This window comes from Janthinobacterium sp. NKUCC06_STL (assembly GCF_019345455.1).
Taxonomy (GTDB): Bacteria; Pseudomonadota; Gammaproteobacteria; order Burkholderiales; family Burkholderiaceae_D; genus Janthinobacterium; species Janthinobacterium rivuli.
Genome location: NZ_JAHKQY010000006.1, coordinates 294,344 through 311,016 on the forward strand (window position 1 = coordinate 294,344; position 16,673 = coordinate 311,016).

Below are 16,673 nucleotides of genomic sequence, written 5' to 3' on the forward strand. Positions count from 1 at the left end.
GATTACACGGCCACGGCCCGCTCCAGCATCGCGTGCAGCAGCACGTTGCAGCCCGCTTCCAGGTGCTCGGGCTTGGCGTCTTCGATTTCATTGTGGCTGATGCCGTCCTTGCACGGCACGAAGATCATGCCTGCCGGCGCCAGCCGGGCCGCGTAGATGGCGTCGTGGCCCGCGCCGGAGACCACGTCCATCACGGAGTAGCCCAGCTTTGCCGTGGCGTTGCGCACGGCGCCCACGCAGTCGGGGTGGAATGGGCATGGCGGGTAATAGGATACCCTTTCCAGTGAAATACCCAAGCCTGTTTTTTCGCGTGTGGCGTCAATAAAAGCCGTGATCTCGCCATGCATGGTGTTGAGCAGTTCGTCGTTCACATTGCGCAGGTCGATGCTGAATGTGACTTCACCGGGGATCACGTTGCGGCTGTTCGGGAAGACTTGCACCATGCCCACCGTGCCGCGCCCATACGGCGGGTAGCGGTTGGCAATGGCGACGACTTCCTGCATGATGGTCGTGGCCACTTGCAGCGCATCCTTGCGCAGTCCCATAGGCGTGGGTCCCGCATGCGCTTCCATGCCCGTCACCACGCAGTCGTACCACGACAGGCCCATCACGGCAGGCACCACGCCGATGACTTTATCGGCGTCTTCCAGCACGGGGCCCTGTTCGATATGCGTTTCAAAATAGGCACCAATCGGATGGTCGCCCGGCACCTGCTCGCCCTTGTATCCGATGCGCGCCAGCTCCTCGCCCACGGTCTTTCCTTCCGTGTCCTTGGCCGCATACGCCGTCTCCAGCGAGAAGGCGCCGCAGAACACGCCGGACCCCATCATCACGGGCACGAAGCGCGAGCCTTCCTCGTTGGTCCAGAAAGCCACCTCGATGGGCGCCTGCGTCTTGATGTGCAAATCGTTCAGGGTGCGCACCACTTCCAGGCCGGCCAGCACGCCGTAATTGCCATCGAACTTGCCGCCCGTCGGTTGCGTGTCGATATGGCTGCCCGTCATCACGGGCGGCAAGGTATTATCCACGCCGTCGCGGCGCATGAAGACATTGCCGATCTGGTCGATCGTGATGCTCATGCCCGCTTCGCGCCCCCAGCCCACCACGAGGTCGCGTCCCTGCTTGTCCAGGTCCGTCAGGGCCAGGCGCTTGACGCCGCCCTTCGCTGTCGCGCCTATCTGCGCCAGCTCCATCAGGGCCGCCCACAGTCGTTCGCCATTGATACGCAATGCATCCATCATCAACTCCTTATGCGGTGGTGGCGGAAAACGCTGGGCGTTCGATATAGCGCCCGGCCCCTTCGACGGCCATCAGTTCGCCCTTGTGGAACACCACCTTGCCGGCGGCAATCGTGGTGCTGGGGATGCCGCGCACGGTGCGCCCTTCGAAGACGTTGAAGCCCCCTTTGGCGAATTGCGTGGCGGCGGAAATGGTGCGCGTGCCCTGCGGGTCCCACAGCACGATGTCGGCGTCGCTGCCTGCGGCGATGACGCCCTTGCGCGGATACATATTGAAGATCTGCGCCGCATTGGTGGAACTGACCTTGACGAATTCGGAAGGCGTGAGCATGCCGGAATTGACGCCAGCGTCCCACACGACAGCCATGCGTTCCTCGACGCCGCCGCAGCCGTTCGGGATGCGCGTAAAGTCGTCCTTGCCGGCCGCCTTCTGCTCGGCACAGAAGGTGCAGTGGTCGGTGGCCGTCGTGTGCAGGTTGCCGCTTTGCAGGCCGTGCCACAGGGCCGCTTGGTGGTGCTTGCCGCGAAACGGCGGGCTCATGACGTGGCCCGCCACGTAGTCGAAATCGTCGCTCTGGTAGACGCTGTCGTCGATCACCAGGTGGCCCGCCAGCGCCTCGCCATACACGCGCTGGCCGTTGGCGCGCGCCCGCGCGATGGCGTCGAGCGATTCCGCGCACGAGACGTGCACGATGTACACGGGAGTATTGAGGACGTTGGCAATGGCGATGGCGCGGTTGGCTGCCTCCGCTTCCACGGCCGGTGGGCGCGACAGCGGGTGCGCCTGCGGCCCCGTGATCCCCTTCTTGAGCAAGGCTTGCTGCAATTGAAAAACCAGCTCGCCATTTTCCGCATGCACGGTGGGCAGCGCGCCCAGCTCCAGCGAACGGGTAAAGCTTTTCACCAACGTCTCATCGTCGGCCATGATGGCGTTTTTGTAGGCCATGAAGTGCTTGAAGCTGTTTACGCCATGCTCGCGCACCAGCACTCCCATTTCTTCATGTACCTGCTCGCTCCACCATGTGATCGCCACGTGGAAGGTATAGTCGCCGGCCGCCTTGGCCGACCATTCGCGCCACTGGTGGTACGCTTCGATCAGCGACTGCTTGGGCGCGGGAATGACGAAGTCCATGATGGTGGTGGTGCCGCCCGCCAGACCCGCTGCCGTGCCGGTGAAAAAATCGTCGGACGTCACGGTGCCCATGAAGGGCAAATTCATGTGCGTGTGCGTGTCGATCCCGCCCGGCATCACGTACAGGCCGCCCGCGTCGATCACCGTGGCGCCCACCGGCACCGGCAAGTTCTCGCCGACGGCGGCAATCGTGTCGCCCTCGATCAGCACATCGGCGCGAAAGGCGCGGTCGGCGTTGACGACGGTACCGCCACGTATCAGTGTAGTCATCTTGTCTCCTTGAGTGATTACGACTGCGGCGCCTGCTGCACGTGCGCCACGGCCTTGCCCTTCATCATGACGCCGTACACGACGGCGGCGATGGCCACGCCCACGAACCAGGCGTAGGTGTAGATGGTTTTGAATCCTTCGCCCACGCCGGGAAACGCCGTGGGAAAGGCCGCATTCAAAAAGCCCGGGATATTCGGCAGCACGGCGATGACAAAGGCGATCAGCGCCGCCATGTTCCAGCCATTGCCGTACGAGTAGACGCCGTCGTCGCGGTACAGTTGTTTGACGTCGAGCTGCGTCTTGCGCACAAAATAATAGTCGACGATGAGGATGCCGGCGATGGGCCCCAGCAGGGCCGAGTAGCCGATCAGCCACGTGAAGATATAGCCCTGCGTCGACTCGAGCACCTTCCACGGCATCATGACGATGGCGATGAAAGCCGTGATGTAGCCGCCCATCTTGTACGAAATCTGCTTCGGCGCCAGCGAGGAAAAGTCGTACGCCGGGCCCACCAGGTTGGCGGCCAGGTTGACGCTGACCGTGTCGATCAGGAGGATGATCAGGGCGATCAGCACGGCGGCGCCCGTCATGCGGCTGGCCAGATCGACGGGATCCCAGATGGCCTTGCCGTACATGACGACGGAGCCTGCCGTGACGATCACGGCCAGCATGGCCAGGAGGCCCATCGGCACCGGCAAGCCGATCGACTGGCCGATCACCTGGTCGCGCTGCGTCTTGGCGAAGCGCGTGAAGTCGGGGATGTTCAATGCCAGGGTGGCCCAGAAACCCACCATGGCCGTCAGCGATGGCCAGAAGACGCTCCAGAACTGGCCCGCCTTTTTACCGCCGGGGATGAATTGCGATGGCTGGTCCAGCAGGCTGGCCACGCCGCCAGCCTTGCTGTGCACCCAGTACAGCAGCACGAAGCAGATGAGGATTTTCAGCGGCGCCGTGTAGGTTTCGAGCTTGCGGATCGATTCCATGCCATGCAGGATGTAATAGAACTGGATGGCCCAGAAAGCCAAAAAGCACAGCAGCTGGCTGCCGTTGATGCCCAGGCCCGCGATCTTCTCGCCGCCCAGTTCATGGCCCACCAGCACGCCCATCAGGGTATAGATCATCTGCCCGCCGAACCAGGTCTGGATGCCATACCAGCCGCAGGCGACGATGGCGCGCATCAGGGCGGGCAGGCGCGCGCCCATGGTGCCGAACGAGGCGCGCGCCAGCACGGCATACGGGATGCCGTACTTGGTGCCCGCATGGCCGATCAGCAGCATGGGCAGGAGCACGATGGCGTTGGCGAGAAATACCGTGAGCACGGCCTGGTAACCGGACATGCCGCTGTCGATCAGGCTGGCCGACAGGGTGTAGGCGGGAATGCACATCACCATGCCGACCCACAGCGCGGCAAAGTGATACCAGCGCCAAGTGCGCTGCGCCGCAGTGGTGGGCGCCAGGTCTTCATTCCAGAGTTGCGTGTTGCCTGAATAGTCGTGGTTCACAGGTATGCTCCATCGGTTGGGAGGGGATCGGTTTTATAGAAACGGCGCGACCTTTAAGTCAATCTAGCTTACCGCAAAGGCCGGCCGCTGTTTACAAATAAAACGCACGCAATAACCGTGCCCTATGCCGACTCCGCCAATGCCCGAGGGTTGCGCGGATCCTGCGTCCAGTTCATGTATGGCTTGCCTGTCGTCTGCGGCACCATCGTGATGCAGCCCTGCACCGGACAGGTGATTTCGCACAGATTGCAGCCCACGCATTCCTCCTTGATCACCTCATAGGTGCGCGTGCCGGCGGCGTCGATCAGTTGCGAAATCGACTGGTGCGAGGTGTCTTCGCAAGCCACATAGCACTTGCCGCATTTGATGCAGTCGTCCTGGTTGATCTGCGCAATCACCTGGTAATTCATGTCCAGGTATTTCCAGTCCGTCGTGTTGGCCACGGCCTTGCCGGAAAAATCGCTGATGCGTGCATAGCCCTTTTCATCCATCCAGCGCGACAGGCCATCCTTCATCTCGTCGACGATGCGGAAACCATGCAGCATGGCGGCCGTGCATACCTGCACGCAGCCGGCACCCAGGGCGAGAAATTCGGCCGCGTCGCGCCAGTTGCCGATGCCGCCGATGCCGGAAATGGGCAAACCGCGCGTCTGCGGATCGCGGGCGATTTCGGCCACCATGTTCAGGGCGATCGGTTTGACGGCCGCGCCGCAATAGCCGCCGTGCGTGCTCGCGCCGCCGACGATGGGCAAGGCCACCATGCGGTCCAGGTCCAGCGAGGTGATCGAGTTGATGGTGTTGATCAGCGAGACGGCATCCGCGCCGCCCGCCTTGGCAGCGCGCGCCGGCATGCGCACGTCCGTGATGTTGGGCGTGAGCTTGACGATGACGGGCAAGCGACTGTGCTTCTTGCACCAGGCGGTGACCATCTGCACATACTCGGGAACCTGACCCACGGCCGCGCCCATGCCCCGCTCCGGCATGCCGTGCGGACAGCCGAAATTGAGTTCGATGCCATCCGCTCCCGTCGCCTCGACCTTGGGCAGGATGTCGGCCCAGTAGTGCTCTTCGCACGGCAGCATCAGGGAGACGATCATGGCGCGGTCGGGCCAGTCCTTTTTCACCTGCGTGATTTCGCGCAGGTTGATTTCCAGCGAGCGGTCGGTGATCAGCTCGATGTTGTTGAAGCCCACCACTTCGCGGTTCTTGCCATACAGGGCGGAATAGCGCGACGACACGTTGACGGCGGCCGGGTCTTCCCCCAGGGTTTTCCACACGACGCCGCCCCACCCTGCTTCGAAGGCGCGCACCACGTTGTAGGCCTTGTCCGTCGGCGGTGCGGACGCCAGCCAGAAGGGATTCGGCGCCTTGATGCCGCAAAATTCGATGCTGAGATCAGCCATTATGCAGCCTCCACTTTATTGAACAAATCGGAATGGATGGCCAGTGCGGCCAGCTTGCCATGCTGGACGGCTTGCACCGTCAAGTCTTGCCCCGGCGCCACGCAATCGCCGCCCGCGTAGATCCCCGGCAGCACCGTGCGAAAGCCCCCATCGACGGCGATCTTGTCGCCTTTGCGTTTCAGCAATGACGCCATCGGGTCATGCAGCACTTCCGTGTCGAAGCTCTGGCCGATGGCCTTGAAGATGGCGTCGGCCGCCACGTCGAATGTTTCACCGGTGCCAGCCAGGCGTGAGCCCTGCATGCTTGTTTTTTCGAAACGCATGCCCGCCACCTTGCCAGCCGCGTCGAGCAGCACCTGCTGCGGCTGGGCCCATGTCAGCATGCGCACCTGGTTGGCCTTGGCGATTTCCTGTTCATGGTGGGTGGCCGTCATGGCGTCGAAGCCGCGCCGGTAGACGAGGGTGACTTCCTCGGCGCCGAGCCTTTGAATCTGCACCGCCATGTCGATGGCCGTATTGCCGGCGCCAATGACAACCGCCCGTTTCGGCACGGGCAGCGCGGCCAGGTCGTCCGCCTGGCGCAGCGCGCTAATGTAATCGACGGCGGCCAGGAGTCCCGGCGCATCCTCGCCCGTCAAGCCCAGCTTGCGGCTGGCGCCCAGGCCCAGGCCCAGGAACACGGCGTCGTACTGCGCGTGCAAGTCGCGCAGCTGCAGGTTCTCGCCCAGCACCTGGCGACATCGGATCTCGATGCCGCCGATGTCCAGCAGGAAGTCGATTTCCTTTTGCGCGAAGTCGTCCGTCAGCTTGTATTTGGCGATGCCGTATTCATTCAGGCCGCCCGCCTTGCCTTCCTTCTCGAAGATCACCACATCGTGGCCAAGCATGGCCAGCCGGTGCGCGCACGACAGGCCGGCCGGCCCTGCGCCAACAATGGCGACCGTCTTGCCGGTGGCAGCCGCGCGCCTGAACGGGTGCGCCGCGAAATGCGCGTGGTCGACGGCGTAGCGCTGCAAGAGGCCGATCTTGACGGGCTGGCCTTCGGCGTCGTGGTTGCGCACGCAGACGTCTTCACAGAGGATTTCCGTCGGACAGACCCTGGCGCAGCTGCCGCCCAGGATATTCTGTTTCAGGATGCCGGCGGCGGCGCCGTTGATGTTCTTGTCGTGGATGTTGCGGATGAAGCTGGCCACGTCGATTTCCGACGGACAGATGCGGCTGCACGGCGCGTCGTAGCAATACAGGCAGCGGGCGCTTTCGATGGCGGCCTGGCGTGCCGTGAGCGGCGGCGCCAGGTCCGTGAAGTGGCCCGCCAGTTCCTCGTTGGGCAGGGTGGGATGCGGCAAATAGTTCAAAGACTCGATCATCGCGTATTCCTCTTGTTATGTGCGGCCGGCTTGTGATTTGAAAGCTTTACTTCATCTGGGGAAAAGCAAATTCCACACCAGCGCTTGCCGTGTTCGGCCAGCGCTGCATCACGGCCTTGTGGCGCGTGTAGAAACGCACGCCTTCGGGGCCATAGGCGTGGTGATCGCCGAACATGCTGCGCTTCCAGCCGCCGAAACTGTTGAAGGCCATCGGCACGGGCAAGGGGATATTGACGCCCACCATGCCGACCTGAATCTGGCGCACGAATTCACGCGCCACGCCGCCGTCGCGCGTGTAGATGGCCACGCCGTTGCCATACTCGTTGGCGTTGATCAGTTCCACCGCATGCACCACGTCAGGACACCGGAGCACGCACAGCACGGGGCCGAAAATCTCTTCCTTGTAGATGCTCATGTCGCGAGTGACGTGGTCGAACAAGGTGCCGCCGACAAAGAAGCCGTTCTCGCGGCCCGGCACCACGTGATTACGGCCATCGACGACCAGGGTCGCACCCTGCTCCACGCCGGAGGCGATGAGTTTTTCAATGCGCTGCTTGGCGACCAGCGACACGACCGGTCCCATTTCCGCACCATCTTCCATGCCGTCGCGCACTTTCAGTGCGGCCGTGCGCGTTGCCAGTGCATCGATCAGCTTGTCACCCGCGTCGCCCACGGCCACCACGACGGAGATAGCCATGCAGCGCTCGCCCGCCGAACCGTAAGCTGCGCCGATCAGGGCGTCGACCGCCATGTCCATGTCCGCATCGGGCATCACCACCATATGGTTTTTCGCGCCACCCAAGGCTTGTACGCGCTTGCCGCTGGCGCTGCCGCGCGCATAGATGTATTCGGCGATCGGCGTCGAGCCGACAAAGCTGATCGCCTGCACGACGGGGTGGTCGAGCAAGGCGTCGACCGTCACTTTATCTCCCTGCACCACGTTGAAGACGCCGTCGGGCAAGCCCGCATCTTTGAGCAGTTTGGCGTGCAGCAGGGACGCCGACGGATCGCGCTCGGACGGTTTCAAGACGAAGGTATTGCCGCAGGCGATGGCGACGGGGAACATCCACATCGGCACCATCACGGGGAAGTTGAATGGCGTGATGCCAGCCACCACACCGAGCGCCTGGCGCATGGACCAGGCGTCGATGCCGCGCGAGATCTGGTCCGTGAATTCGCCCTTTAACAACTGCGGAATGCCGACGGCAAATTCCACCATCTCGATGCCGCGCGCCACCTCGCCCTGGGCATCGGCAAAGGTCTTGCCATGTTCGCGCGTGAGCATGGCGGCAAAGTCGTCCGTGTGCTGCTGGCACAGCTGCAGGTAGCGGAACAGGACACGGGCACGCGTCAAGGGCGGCGTGGCCGACCAGGAGGGAAAGGCGGCGGCGGCCGCCTGCACGGCCGCATCCACGTCTTCCACGGTGCCCAGCGCCACGCGGGCCACGGGCTCGCCCAGGGCGGGGTTGTAGACGTCGCCGTAGCGGCCACTGTGGGTGTCGACTTTGGCGCCGTTGATGAAGTGGGTGATGGTGTCGAGCTGTGTGTTAATTTGGTTCACGTTATTTCCTCTCTTTACCCCAAGGGCAAATTCTGGGGTCAGACCCGGCGGGTCTGACCCCGGGGCTTAATCAAGGTTTTTCAGCACCGTCGCCAGCTTGCCAAACAGCTCGTCGACATGCTGTTTTTCCAGCACCAGCGGCGGCGACAACGCGATGATGTCGCCCGTCGTGCGTATCAGCACGCCGTCGGCGAAGGCCTGCTTGAAGGCGTTGAAGGCGCGCGTGCCGGGTTTGCCGGCGATGGGATCGAGTTCGATGCCGGCGATCAGGCCGATGCTGCGCAAGTCGATCACGTGCGGCAAGCCTTTCAGCGAATGCACGGCGTCGCTCCAATATGCCTGCATCGCTTTGGCGTGACCGAGGATGTCCTGTTCTTCGAACACTTGCAGGGTCGCCAGCGAGGCGGCGCACGCGAGCGGGTGGCCGGAATACGTGTAGCCGTGGAACAGTTCGATGCCGGCCGGCGCATCCATGAAGGCGTCGTGGATATACTTTTTGCTGAACACGGCGCCCATTGGCACCATGCCGTTGGTCAGGCCCTTGGCCGTCGTCATCAGATCCGGCTCGACGTCGAAATAGTCGGCGGCGAACGGCGTCGTCATGCGGCCGAAACCCGTGATGACTTCATCGAAGATCAAGAGGATGCCGTGCTTGGTGCACAGCTCGCGCAAGCGTTTCAGATAGCCTTTCGGCGGAATCAGTACGCCAGTGGAACCGGCCACCGGTTCGACGATGACGGCGGCAATCGTCGAGGCGTCATGCAGGGCGACGATGCGTTCCAGTTCATCGGCCAGGTGGGTGCCGTATTCGGGCTCGCCCACCGTGTAGGCGTTCTTGTCCAGGTTGTGCGTGTGCGGCAGGTGGTCGACGCCGGGCAGCAAGGGGCCGAAGGTTTTGCGGTTGCCGCCGATGCCGCCCACGGAAATGCCGCCGAAGCCCACGCCGTGGTAACCGCGTTCACGGCCGATCAGGCGCGTGCGTGCGCCCTCGCCGCGCGCCCGGTGGTAGGCCAGCGCGATCTTCAACGCCGTGTCGACGGCTTCGGAACCGGAATTGGTGTAGAAGACGTGGCCAAATTTATGCCCCGTGTAGTCCATCAGTTTTTCCGCCAGCTCGAAGGCGGCCGGATGGCCCATCTGGAAGGTGGGCGCGAAGTCCAGCTGGCCCACCATCTCGCGGATGGCGCCGACGATTTTCGGCTGCGCATGGCCGCACGGCACGCACCACAGTCCCGCCGTGCCGTCGAGGATGGCGTTGCCATCGACGTCCTTGTAGTACATGCCTTCGGCCGACACGAGCAGGCGCGGGTTGGCCTTGAAATCACGGTTGTTCGTAAACGGCATCCAGAATGCCGACATCGATTCCGGCCTTGTTTCGTTCATGACCTTCTCCTTGGGATGGGGGCTGGCGCGGGGCCAGGATCGTTTTTGACGAAGCGTAAAATAATTTACCAGTTGGCAAAAAGCTGATGTAATAATAGACAGGCCATCCCCAATGGCACAGATACACAAACGGCAAAGTACCCCAACCGTACAGGTCAAAAAACCACTACAGTTTTGTGCAAGGCAGCAAAAGGAGCCACCGTGAAGCACAGCGACAGCACAGACGATGCCCCCGAGCAAGCAAGCGGCTGGCCCGTGCTGGACATCGACCGCCAGAAGAAGGGCGGCCTCGTCGAGCAGATCGTCATCGCCATCAGCGTCATGGTGGGCAGCCGCGCCCTGCGCATCGGCACGCGCATGCCGTCCGTGCGCCAGTTCGCCCGCTGCAATGGCGTGTCGACGTTCACCGTCGTCGAATCGTATGATCGGCTGGTCAACCTCGGCTTGCTGTCGTCGCGCCGCGGCTCCGGCTATTTTGTCGCGCGCCACGATATCGCCGCCTCGCCGCAGGCCGCCGTACACGCGAGTCCCACCGCCATCGACGCCCTCACGCCGGACCTGTATTCGGGCGTGTCCGACGCCCTGCCCGTGGGCGCGGGCTGGCTGCCGCCCGAGATGTATGGCGAGGCGACCGTGCTCGACGCCGTGCGCCAGGCCATGCGCATACCCGCCAGCCGATTGCGCGGCTATGGCCACCCGCTCGGTTTTCCCTCGCTGCGCCAGCGCCTGGCCGCCACCTTGTCGGAAGAGCTGTTCCAGGTGGAGCCGGACCAGGTCTTGCTGACGCACGGCGCCACGCATGCTTTTGACTTGATCCTGCGCAGCCTGACCAAGCCGGGCGACACGGTGCTGGTGGAAGACCCCGGCTACAGCAATCTGCAGTCGCTGATCCGCCACCACGGCTGCATCCCCGTGGGCATTGCGCGCGGCGAGACGGGCCTCGATCTCGATGCGCTGGCCAGCGAGGCTGCGCGCACGCAGCCCAAGCTCATGTTCGTCAACACGGTGCTGCAAAATCCGCTGGGAACATCGCTCAGCCAGGCGCAAACGCACCGCCTGCTGGCACTGGCCGAGCAATTCGATTTCTGGCTGGTGGAAGACGATATCTACCGCGAACTGGCGGCGCGCGGCGAAGCGTCACTGGCGGCCATGGATGGCTTGCGCCGCGTGATCCGCGTGGGCAGTTTTTCCAAGACCCTGTCGCCCGTGCTGCGCGTGGGGTCGATTTGCGCCTCGCCGTCGCTGGTGGCCGAACTGGTGCGCGTGAAAATGCTGGCGGGGCTGACGACGTCGGAAATCAACGAGCGCGCCGTCTACCACGCCGTGTCCGCGCGGCCCTACAAGCGCATGGTGGAACGGCTGGTGGCGCAGCTCGATGCGGCCCGCGAGCGCAGCATCGACTGCCTGGCGCAGGCGGGCATGGCGCCCGTGGCACGTCCCCGTGGCGGCATGTTCGTCAGCGCTGGCTGGCCCACTATCCAGACACCGGAATGGAATGGCAAGATCATCGCCGACATGGCCTTGAAGGCGGGCATCCTGCTGTCGCCGAACGAATTTTTCATGCTGCGCGCGCCCGAGACGGTGTGGTTCCGCTTCAACGTGGCCTACACCGATACCCCCGTGCTGCAGGCATTCCTGCAATCGATCCGCCCACGCTAAAGAACCCGCCATGGCCAGCGACAAATCCCCTGCCCCTCCCGTGAAAAACGCCGGCGGCCGGCGCCTGCAAAACCGCGACCGCCTGGAAGCGGACATCCTGGAACAAGCCGTGCGCGTATTTGCGGAAAGCGGCTATGAGGGCGCGTCGATCGCCACCATCGCCGAGCGGGCCGGCCTGTCGAAGCAAAACCTGATGTATTACTTCCCATCCAAGCAGCTGCTGTACCAGCGCGTGCTCGACGACGTGCTCGACGACTGGCTGGCACGCATGGACATGCTGGCCAATGAACACGACGAGCCGCGCGACGTGCTGCGCGCGTACATCGGCGCCAAGCTGCGTTTTTCGCGCGAACAGCCGTGGGCTTCGCGCGTGTATGCGCTGGAGGTGATCAATGGCGCGCCCCTGTACGGCGCGCAGATACGAGAAAGAGTCGTGCCCCTGCTGCGCAAGGATATCGCCGTCTTCGAGGCGTGGATCGCCGCCGGCAGGATCGCGCCCGTCAACGCCACGCACCTGATGTTCGCCATCTGGGCCATGACGCAATCGTATGCGGATTTTTCAGCACAGATGACCCTGGTGCTGGAGCGCAAGCAGCTCACGCGCAAGGATTACGAGGACGCGGAAATCCTGCTCACGCACATGGTGCAGGCGGCCATCGCCCTGCCTGGCGCTGCGCCGGGCACGTGATGAAATTTCCAATGAACAATCTGGCAGTGATAGCATGACGCGCTGGAGCGCTTGCATTGGCGGCGCCATATCGACAGGACAAGGAACAGGCATGAAACAATGGTCATCGGCGCGCACCGCGTCATTGCTGGGCAAAGCCGCCTGCGCGGCGCTGCTGGCAGTGGCGGGCGCGGCACAGGCGCAGACAGTCGGCATGATAGAAAATCAGCCGCTGAGCGAAACCTGGCTCAACGCGGGCTTTTATTCGTATCACTTTCAGCGCGACAAGAACCTGAACGACAGCAATCCGGGCCTGGGCGCCGAATACCGCTTTTCCACGGTCGCCTCGGTCACGGCTGGCCGCTTCTACAATAGCGACCGCGCCTACTCGAACTACCTGGGCGTGTACTACCAGCCGATCAAGGTGGGTCCGCTGCGCGTCGGCGCCGTCGTTGGCGGCTTCAGTGGCTATCCGAAGATGCGCGATGGCGGCTGGTTCCCGGCCCTGGTGCCCACCATCAGCTATGAATACCAGCGCGTGGGCGTGAATATCGCCATCGTGCCGTCCTACAAGGACCGCCTGTATGGCGCGCTCAGTTTCCAGCTGAAACTCAAGGTGTTTGAATAACCGTTTGTCCCTGCCTGTCACCGTTCGGTCCGCCATTCCTGCCATTCGTCGCATACGCGATGCCCGGCAGCAAGGTTTTGCCTATAGTGGCTTCATTGCCAGCATGCATACGGCAGCGGCATTCACACGACAGGAGAACGGCATGAAAGACCTCAATGCGGCACCGGGCAGCACTTCCTTCAGCGCTTTCTGGAACGAGCTGTGCGCCTACACGCGCCAGGGCTTGGCCGCCTTGCGCGCCATGTCCTGGCCCATGCTGCTGGCATGCTGCCTGGGCCTGGCGTTCCTGCTCACCATCTTGCCGCTGGCCATCATGCTGTTTGCGCTTGTGATGCTGCTCAGATGGGCAAGCAACGGCGACGACACGGACACGGATACGAAGGCAGCGAACTCGTCGCAGTCACCGCAATAAAAATTTGCGTTGTGGCAAGAGTGCAAGGATTGTTCTATGGCACTATGGAGGGACGTAGCACTGACGGGCATCAACCCTATCCCGATGGTTGGTATGGATATGGAACGCCAGACAGTATCCATGATCGAAGCTACTCCCCCACAGCCATAGGAGTTTTCTGATGACCACGACAGCAAAAGCGACAGCAGCGACAACCATACCCTGCCTGCGCTACCGCGACGCGCCCGCCGCCATCGAATGGCTGTGCAAGGCGCTCGGCTTTGAAAAACAATTGATCGTGCCTGACGGCAACGGCGGCGTCGCCCATGCACAACTGAGCTTTGGCAATGGCATGGTCATGGTGGCGCCAGCCATCGACAGCGACTATGGCCGCCTGATGAAACTGCCTGGCGACGTCGGCGGCGCCAACACGCAAAGCTGCTACCTGGTCGTCAGTGATGCTGATGCCGTCTACCGCAGCGCGCGCGAAGCCGGCGCCGAGATCGTGCTCGACATCAAGGATGAAGATTACGGCGGACGGGGCTTTACCTGCCGCGACCCGGAAGGCCACATCTGGAGCCTGGGCACCTACGATCCATGGTAAAACGGAGAACAATGATTATCAGTACCTTCGCCGCCGCCAGCCTTGCGCTGATCGGCGGTTTCCTGTCCGCTCCCGTCCTCGTCGACGAACACCTCAACCGTGTCCATCCGTCGTCCGGCAAGGCGCCATCGGCAGCCACCGTGGCCCTGCACCAGAGCCTGTGGATCGCCGACCTGCACGCCGACAGCCTGCTGTGGCAACGCAATCTGAACCGCGACAGCCAGCGCGGGCATGTCGACTTCCCCCGCCTGCAGCGGGCCAACGTGGCGCTGCAAGCCTTTTCCGTCGTCACCAAGACGCCGCGCAAGATGAATATCGAGCGCAATGGCAGCGACACGGACAACATCACGGCCCTGGTCGTGGCGCAAGGCTTGCCGCCCGCCACCTGGAACAGCCTGCTGGCGCGCGCCACCTACCAGGCCGACGAGCTGCGCCAGCAAGCGGCCAGGAGCGATGGCAAGGTGCGCGTCATCGGCAGCCGCGCCCAGCTGCGCAGCTTCATCGCCGCGCGCGAAAAAGATCCGAACCTGCTGGCCGGCTGGCTGACCCTGGAAGGCGCGCATGCGCTCGAGGGCAAGCTGGAGAATCTCGATACCCTGTACCGGGCCGGCTACCGCATGGCCGCGCCCACGCATTTCTTCGACACGGAACTGTCAGGTTCACAGCACGGCATGAAAAAAGGCGGCCTGACGCCGCTGGGCAAGCAATGGCTGCGCGCCATGGAACAGCGCAAGATGATCGTCGACCTGGCGCATGCCTCGCCGGCCACCATCGACGACGTGTTGACGATGGCGAAACGCCCCGTGATGGTGTCGCACACCGGCGTGCGCGGCACTTGCGCCAACGGCCGCAACCTCAGCGACGCACAACTGAAACGCATCGCCGCCCAGGGTGGCCTGGTGGGCATCGGTTTCTGGAATACGGCCGTCTGCGGCAAGGACGTGGCGTCCATCGCGCGCGCCATCAAGTACACGGTCAAACTGATCGGCGCCGACCACGTGGCCTATGGCTCGGACTTCGACGGCGCCGTCACCACGGCCATCGATGCGACGGGCTTGCCGCGCTTGACGCAGGCGCTGCTCGACGCTGGCCTGTCGGAAGCGCAGATACGCCGCGTGGCGGGCGAGAACGTACGCGACTTTTTACTCAAAAATCTGCCGGACGATGATGCTTAGCCCAGGGCGCTGATCAAGTCCAGACTCACCACCTGGCGCGGCCGGATGCGTATCAGCTTGCGGTACAGCGGCGGCATCGACTCGCACAGCGCCAGCAGCGCGTCTTCCTCCATGGCCGGGCGCACATACTGGAATTGCGCGGGATTATTCTCCGGCAGCGCCCCTTCCATGGTGGAGCCGTAGGCGCCCAGGGTCATGAAACTGGCGGCGCCGTCGTCCGGGCCGATGGCCAGCACGAAGGTGCCATGCTTGGGGTGGCCCAGATAACTTTTGATTTCTTCCTGCAGCGCCGGCTGGGCATTCGCCATCAATTCAAAGCGCAGCTGCGCGTACTGGCGCGTGCATTCCATGAACGGCGTGCGGATGACCGACTGCGCCAATTTTCCCGGCATGCACAGCAGCAGGTTGCCGAAGGAATCGAGCAAGGCGGCAGCGTCGCCCTGCCCGCCATCGCGCACATCCTGCTCCATGGCCGCCTGCAGGAACGGTGCCAGGCCGGCATCGGGCGCATGCGGCGCGCAACGGTAAGTCAGGGCGTCCGGATAGCGGCGGCGCAGGGCGCGCACCACGGCATGCTCGGATGGCAAGGTGGCGGGATCGCGCAAATGCACGTCGTCGCCCGCGTTCAGCAGCTGCATCACCTGCGCCGATGTCGCTTCGAACACAAGCGAACACAGTGCCTGCGTCGCCTCATGGATGCTCTTGCCGATGAAAAAAGATTTGGGCGCGGCGCCGGATGGCAGGCGCGCATACTCCGTGGCGCCGCGCACGGCCGGATAACAAAAACTGCGGCCTGCCTGCGCCTGCAGCGGCGCCGGCAAAGCCGTGAACGTGGCACTGCCATCGTAATTGATGCCCGCCTTGACGTCGGGCGCGGCCACCACCACGTTGAAACCGGCCGTCAGAATCGCCCCCGTGCACATGCAGCAGGGGTCGAGCGAGGTGACGATGGTCAGTTCGCCCGGCGGCGGCAAGGGCGTGCCCTTGGCCCGTTCGGCAAAATACCAGTCCACCAGCTGGCGTTCGCCATGCGCCGTGGGGTCGAACACCAGGCCCTGGCGCACGACATTGTTATGCATCGATTGCAGCACGTTGCCGGCGCCATCGAGCAGCACGCCGCCCACGCCGAAGGTGCCCTGCGTCTTGGCGGCCATGGCTTCGGCCGCGGCAATCGCCACGGCGGCCTGGATGTCGATCGTCTTGTTCAAGCGAATCCTGTTACTTCATGTCCAGGTCGGAATTGCCGAAGCCGTGCGGCAGCAGCCAGCCCGCCGTCACTTCCATGACATCGTTTTTCAGGTTCGTCAGGATGACCGGCAGGTCGGCGCCGCCCATCTCGAAGATCACCTGGCGGCAGGCGCCGCACGGCGAGATCGGTTCGACCGTGTCGCCCGTGACGGCCAATTTGGCGAAGTCGCCCGGCTTGCAGCCTTGCGCGATGGCGCTGAAAAACGCCGTGCGCTCGGCGCAGTTGCACAGGCCATACGCCGCATTTTCCACGTTACAGCCGCGGAAGACGCGGCCATCCTTGCACAGCAGCGCCGCGCCCACTTTAAAGCGCGAATATGGCGCGTACGCCAGTTCGCGGCCGGCATTGGCTTCGGCGATCAGTTCTTGGTTGTTCATTTGATTTTCTTTTCAACCCCAGCAGCAAGATGCCGGGGTCGTACCCTGAGGGTACGACCCCAGACTT

Annotated in this window: 15 protein-coding genes; 6 read left to right on the forward strand and 9 right to left on the reverse strand. The window is 63.4% G+C overall.

The features are described from left to right. Nucleotides 1–2 precede the first annotated feature (2 nt). From KO539_RS20110 to KO539_RS20140, 7 genes are all read right to left on the reverse strand, one after another. Nucleotides 3–1,238, reverse strand: coding sequence for a Zn-dependent hydrolase (locus KO539_RS20110; RefSeq protein WP_219311236.1), 1,236 nt, complete (start codon nt 1,236–1,238; stop codon nt 3–5). Nucleotides 1,239–1,248: 10 nt separating this feature from the next. Beyond that, nucleotides 1,249–2,640, reverse strand: a complete 1,392-nt coding sequence (gene hydA / locus KO539_RS20115; protein ID WP_219311149.1) for a dihydropyrimidinase — start codon at nt 2,638–2,640, stop codon at nt 1,249–1,251. A gap of 17 nt (nt 2,641–2,657) precedes the next feature. Then, nucleotides 2,658–4,142 carry an NCS1 family nucleobase:cation symporter-1 gene (locus tag KO539_RS20120; protein WP_219311151.1) on the reverse strand — a complete coding sequence of 495 codons (1,485 nt, stop codon included), beginning with the start codon at nt 4,140–4,142 and terminating at the stop codon, nt 2,658–2,660. Nucleotides 4,143–4,264: 122 nt separating this feature from the next. Then, nucleotides 4,265–5,545: an NAD-dependent dihydropyrimidine dehydrogenase subunit PreA gene (gene preA / locus KO539_RS20125; RefSeq protein ID WP_219311153.1), complete on the reverse strand. Its 1,281-nt coding sequence runs from the start codon at nt 5,543–5,545 to the stop codon at nt 4,265–4,267. After that, complete coding sequence (locus KO539_RS20130; RefSeq protein WP_219311155.1) at nt 5,545–6,912, reverse strand: NAD(P)-dependent oxidoreductase; 1,368 nt, start codon at nt 6,910–6,912, stop codon at nt 5,545–5,547. Before KO539_RS20130 ends, preA begins: the two co-directional genes overlap by 1 nt. A 46-nt stretch (nt 6,913–6,958) precedes the next feature. Then, nucleotides 6,959–8,443 carry a CoA-acylating methylmalonate-semialdehyde dehydrogenase gene (locus KO539_RS20135; RefSeq protein WP_374106465.1) on the reverse strand — a complete coding sequence of 495 codons (1,485 nt, stop codon included), beginning with the start codon at nt 8,441–8,443 and terminating at the stop codon, nt 6,959–6,961. A gap of 96 nt (nt 8,444–8,539) precedes the next feature. Beyond that, nucleotides 8,540–9,856 (reverse strand): aspartate aminotransferase family protein, encoded by a 1,317-nt coding sequence (locus KO539_RS20140; RefSeq protein WP_176390514.1) that lies wholly within the window; start codon nt 9,854–9,856, stop codon nt 8,540–8,542. A 201-nt stretch (nt 9,857–10,057) separates the two neighbouring features. Between KO539_RS20140 and KO539_RS20145 the strand changes: the two genes are divergently transcribed. The 6 genes from KO539_RS20145 (at nt 10,058) to KO539_RS20170 (ending at nt 14,980) form a co-directional block, all read left to right on the forward strand. Further along, nucleotides 10,058–11,515, forward strand: a complete 1,458-nt coding sequence (locus KO539_RS20145; RefSeq protein ID WP_219311157.1) for a PLP-dependent aminotransferase family protein — start codon at nt 10,058–10,060, stop codon at nt 11,513–11,515. Nucleotides 11,516–11,525: 10 nt separating this feature from the next. Next, entirely contained in the window at nt 11,526–12,203 is a 678-nt protein-coding gene (locus KO539_RS20150) for a TetR/AcrR family transcriptional regulator (protein ID WP_219311159.1), read from the forward strand. 91 nt (nt 12,204–12,294) lie between these two features. Continuing rightward, entirely contained in the window at nt 12,295–12,810 is a 516-nt protein-coding gene (locus tag KO539_RS20155) for a hypothetical protein (protein WP_081922693.1), read from the forward strand. Nucleotides 12,811–12,952: 142 nt separating this feature from the next. After that, nucleotides 12,953–13,222 carry a hypothetical protein gene (locus tag KO539_RS20160; protein WP_219311161.1) on the forward strand — a complete coding sequence of 90 codons (270 nt, stop codon included), beginning with the start codon at nt 12,953–12,955 and terminating at the stop codon, nt 13,220–13,222. A gap of 160 nt (nt 13,223–13,382) precedes the next feature. Beyond that, nucleotides 13,383–13,805, forward strand: coding sequence for a VOC family protein (locus KO539_RS20165; RefSeq protein ID WP_128140497.1), 423 nt, complete (start codon nt 13,383–13,385; stop codon nt 13,803–13,805). Nucleotides 13,806–13,816: 11 nt separating this feature from the next. Further along, a complete protein-coding gene (locus KO539_RS20170; protein ID WP_219311163.1) occupies nt 13,817–14,980 on the forward strand; it encodes a dipeptidase in 1,164 nt (387 codons plus the stop codon). Here the strand turns inward: KO539_RS20170 and KO539_RS20175 are convergent. Beyond that, complete coding sequence (locus KO539_RS20175; RefSeq protein ID WP_219311241.1) at nt 14,977–16,194, reverse strand: nucleoside deaminase; 1,218 nt, start codon at nt 16,192–16,194, stop codon at nt 14,977–14,979. The genes KO539_RS20170 and KO539_RS20175 overlap by 4 nt on opposite strands. Before the next feature lie 4 nt (nt 16,195–16,198). Continuing rightward, nucleotides 16,199–16,606 (reverse strand): cytidine deaminase, encoded by a 408-nt coding sequence (locus KO539_RS20180; protein WP_219311165.1) that lies wholly within the window; start codon nt 16,604–16,606, stop codon nt 16,199–16,201. Nucleotides 16,607–16,673: the final 67 nt, after the last annotated feature.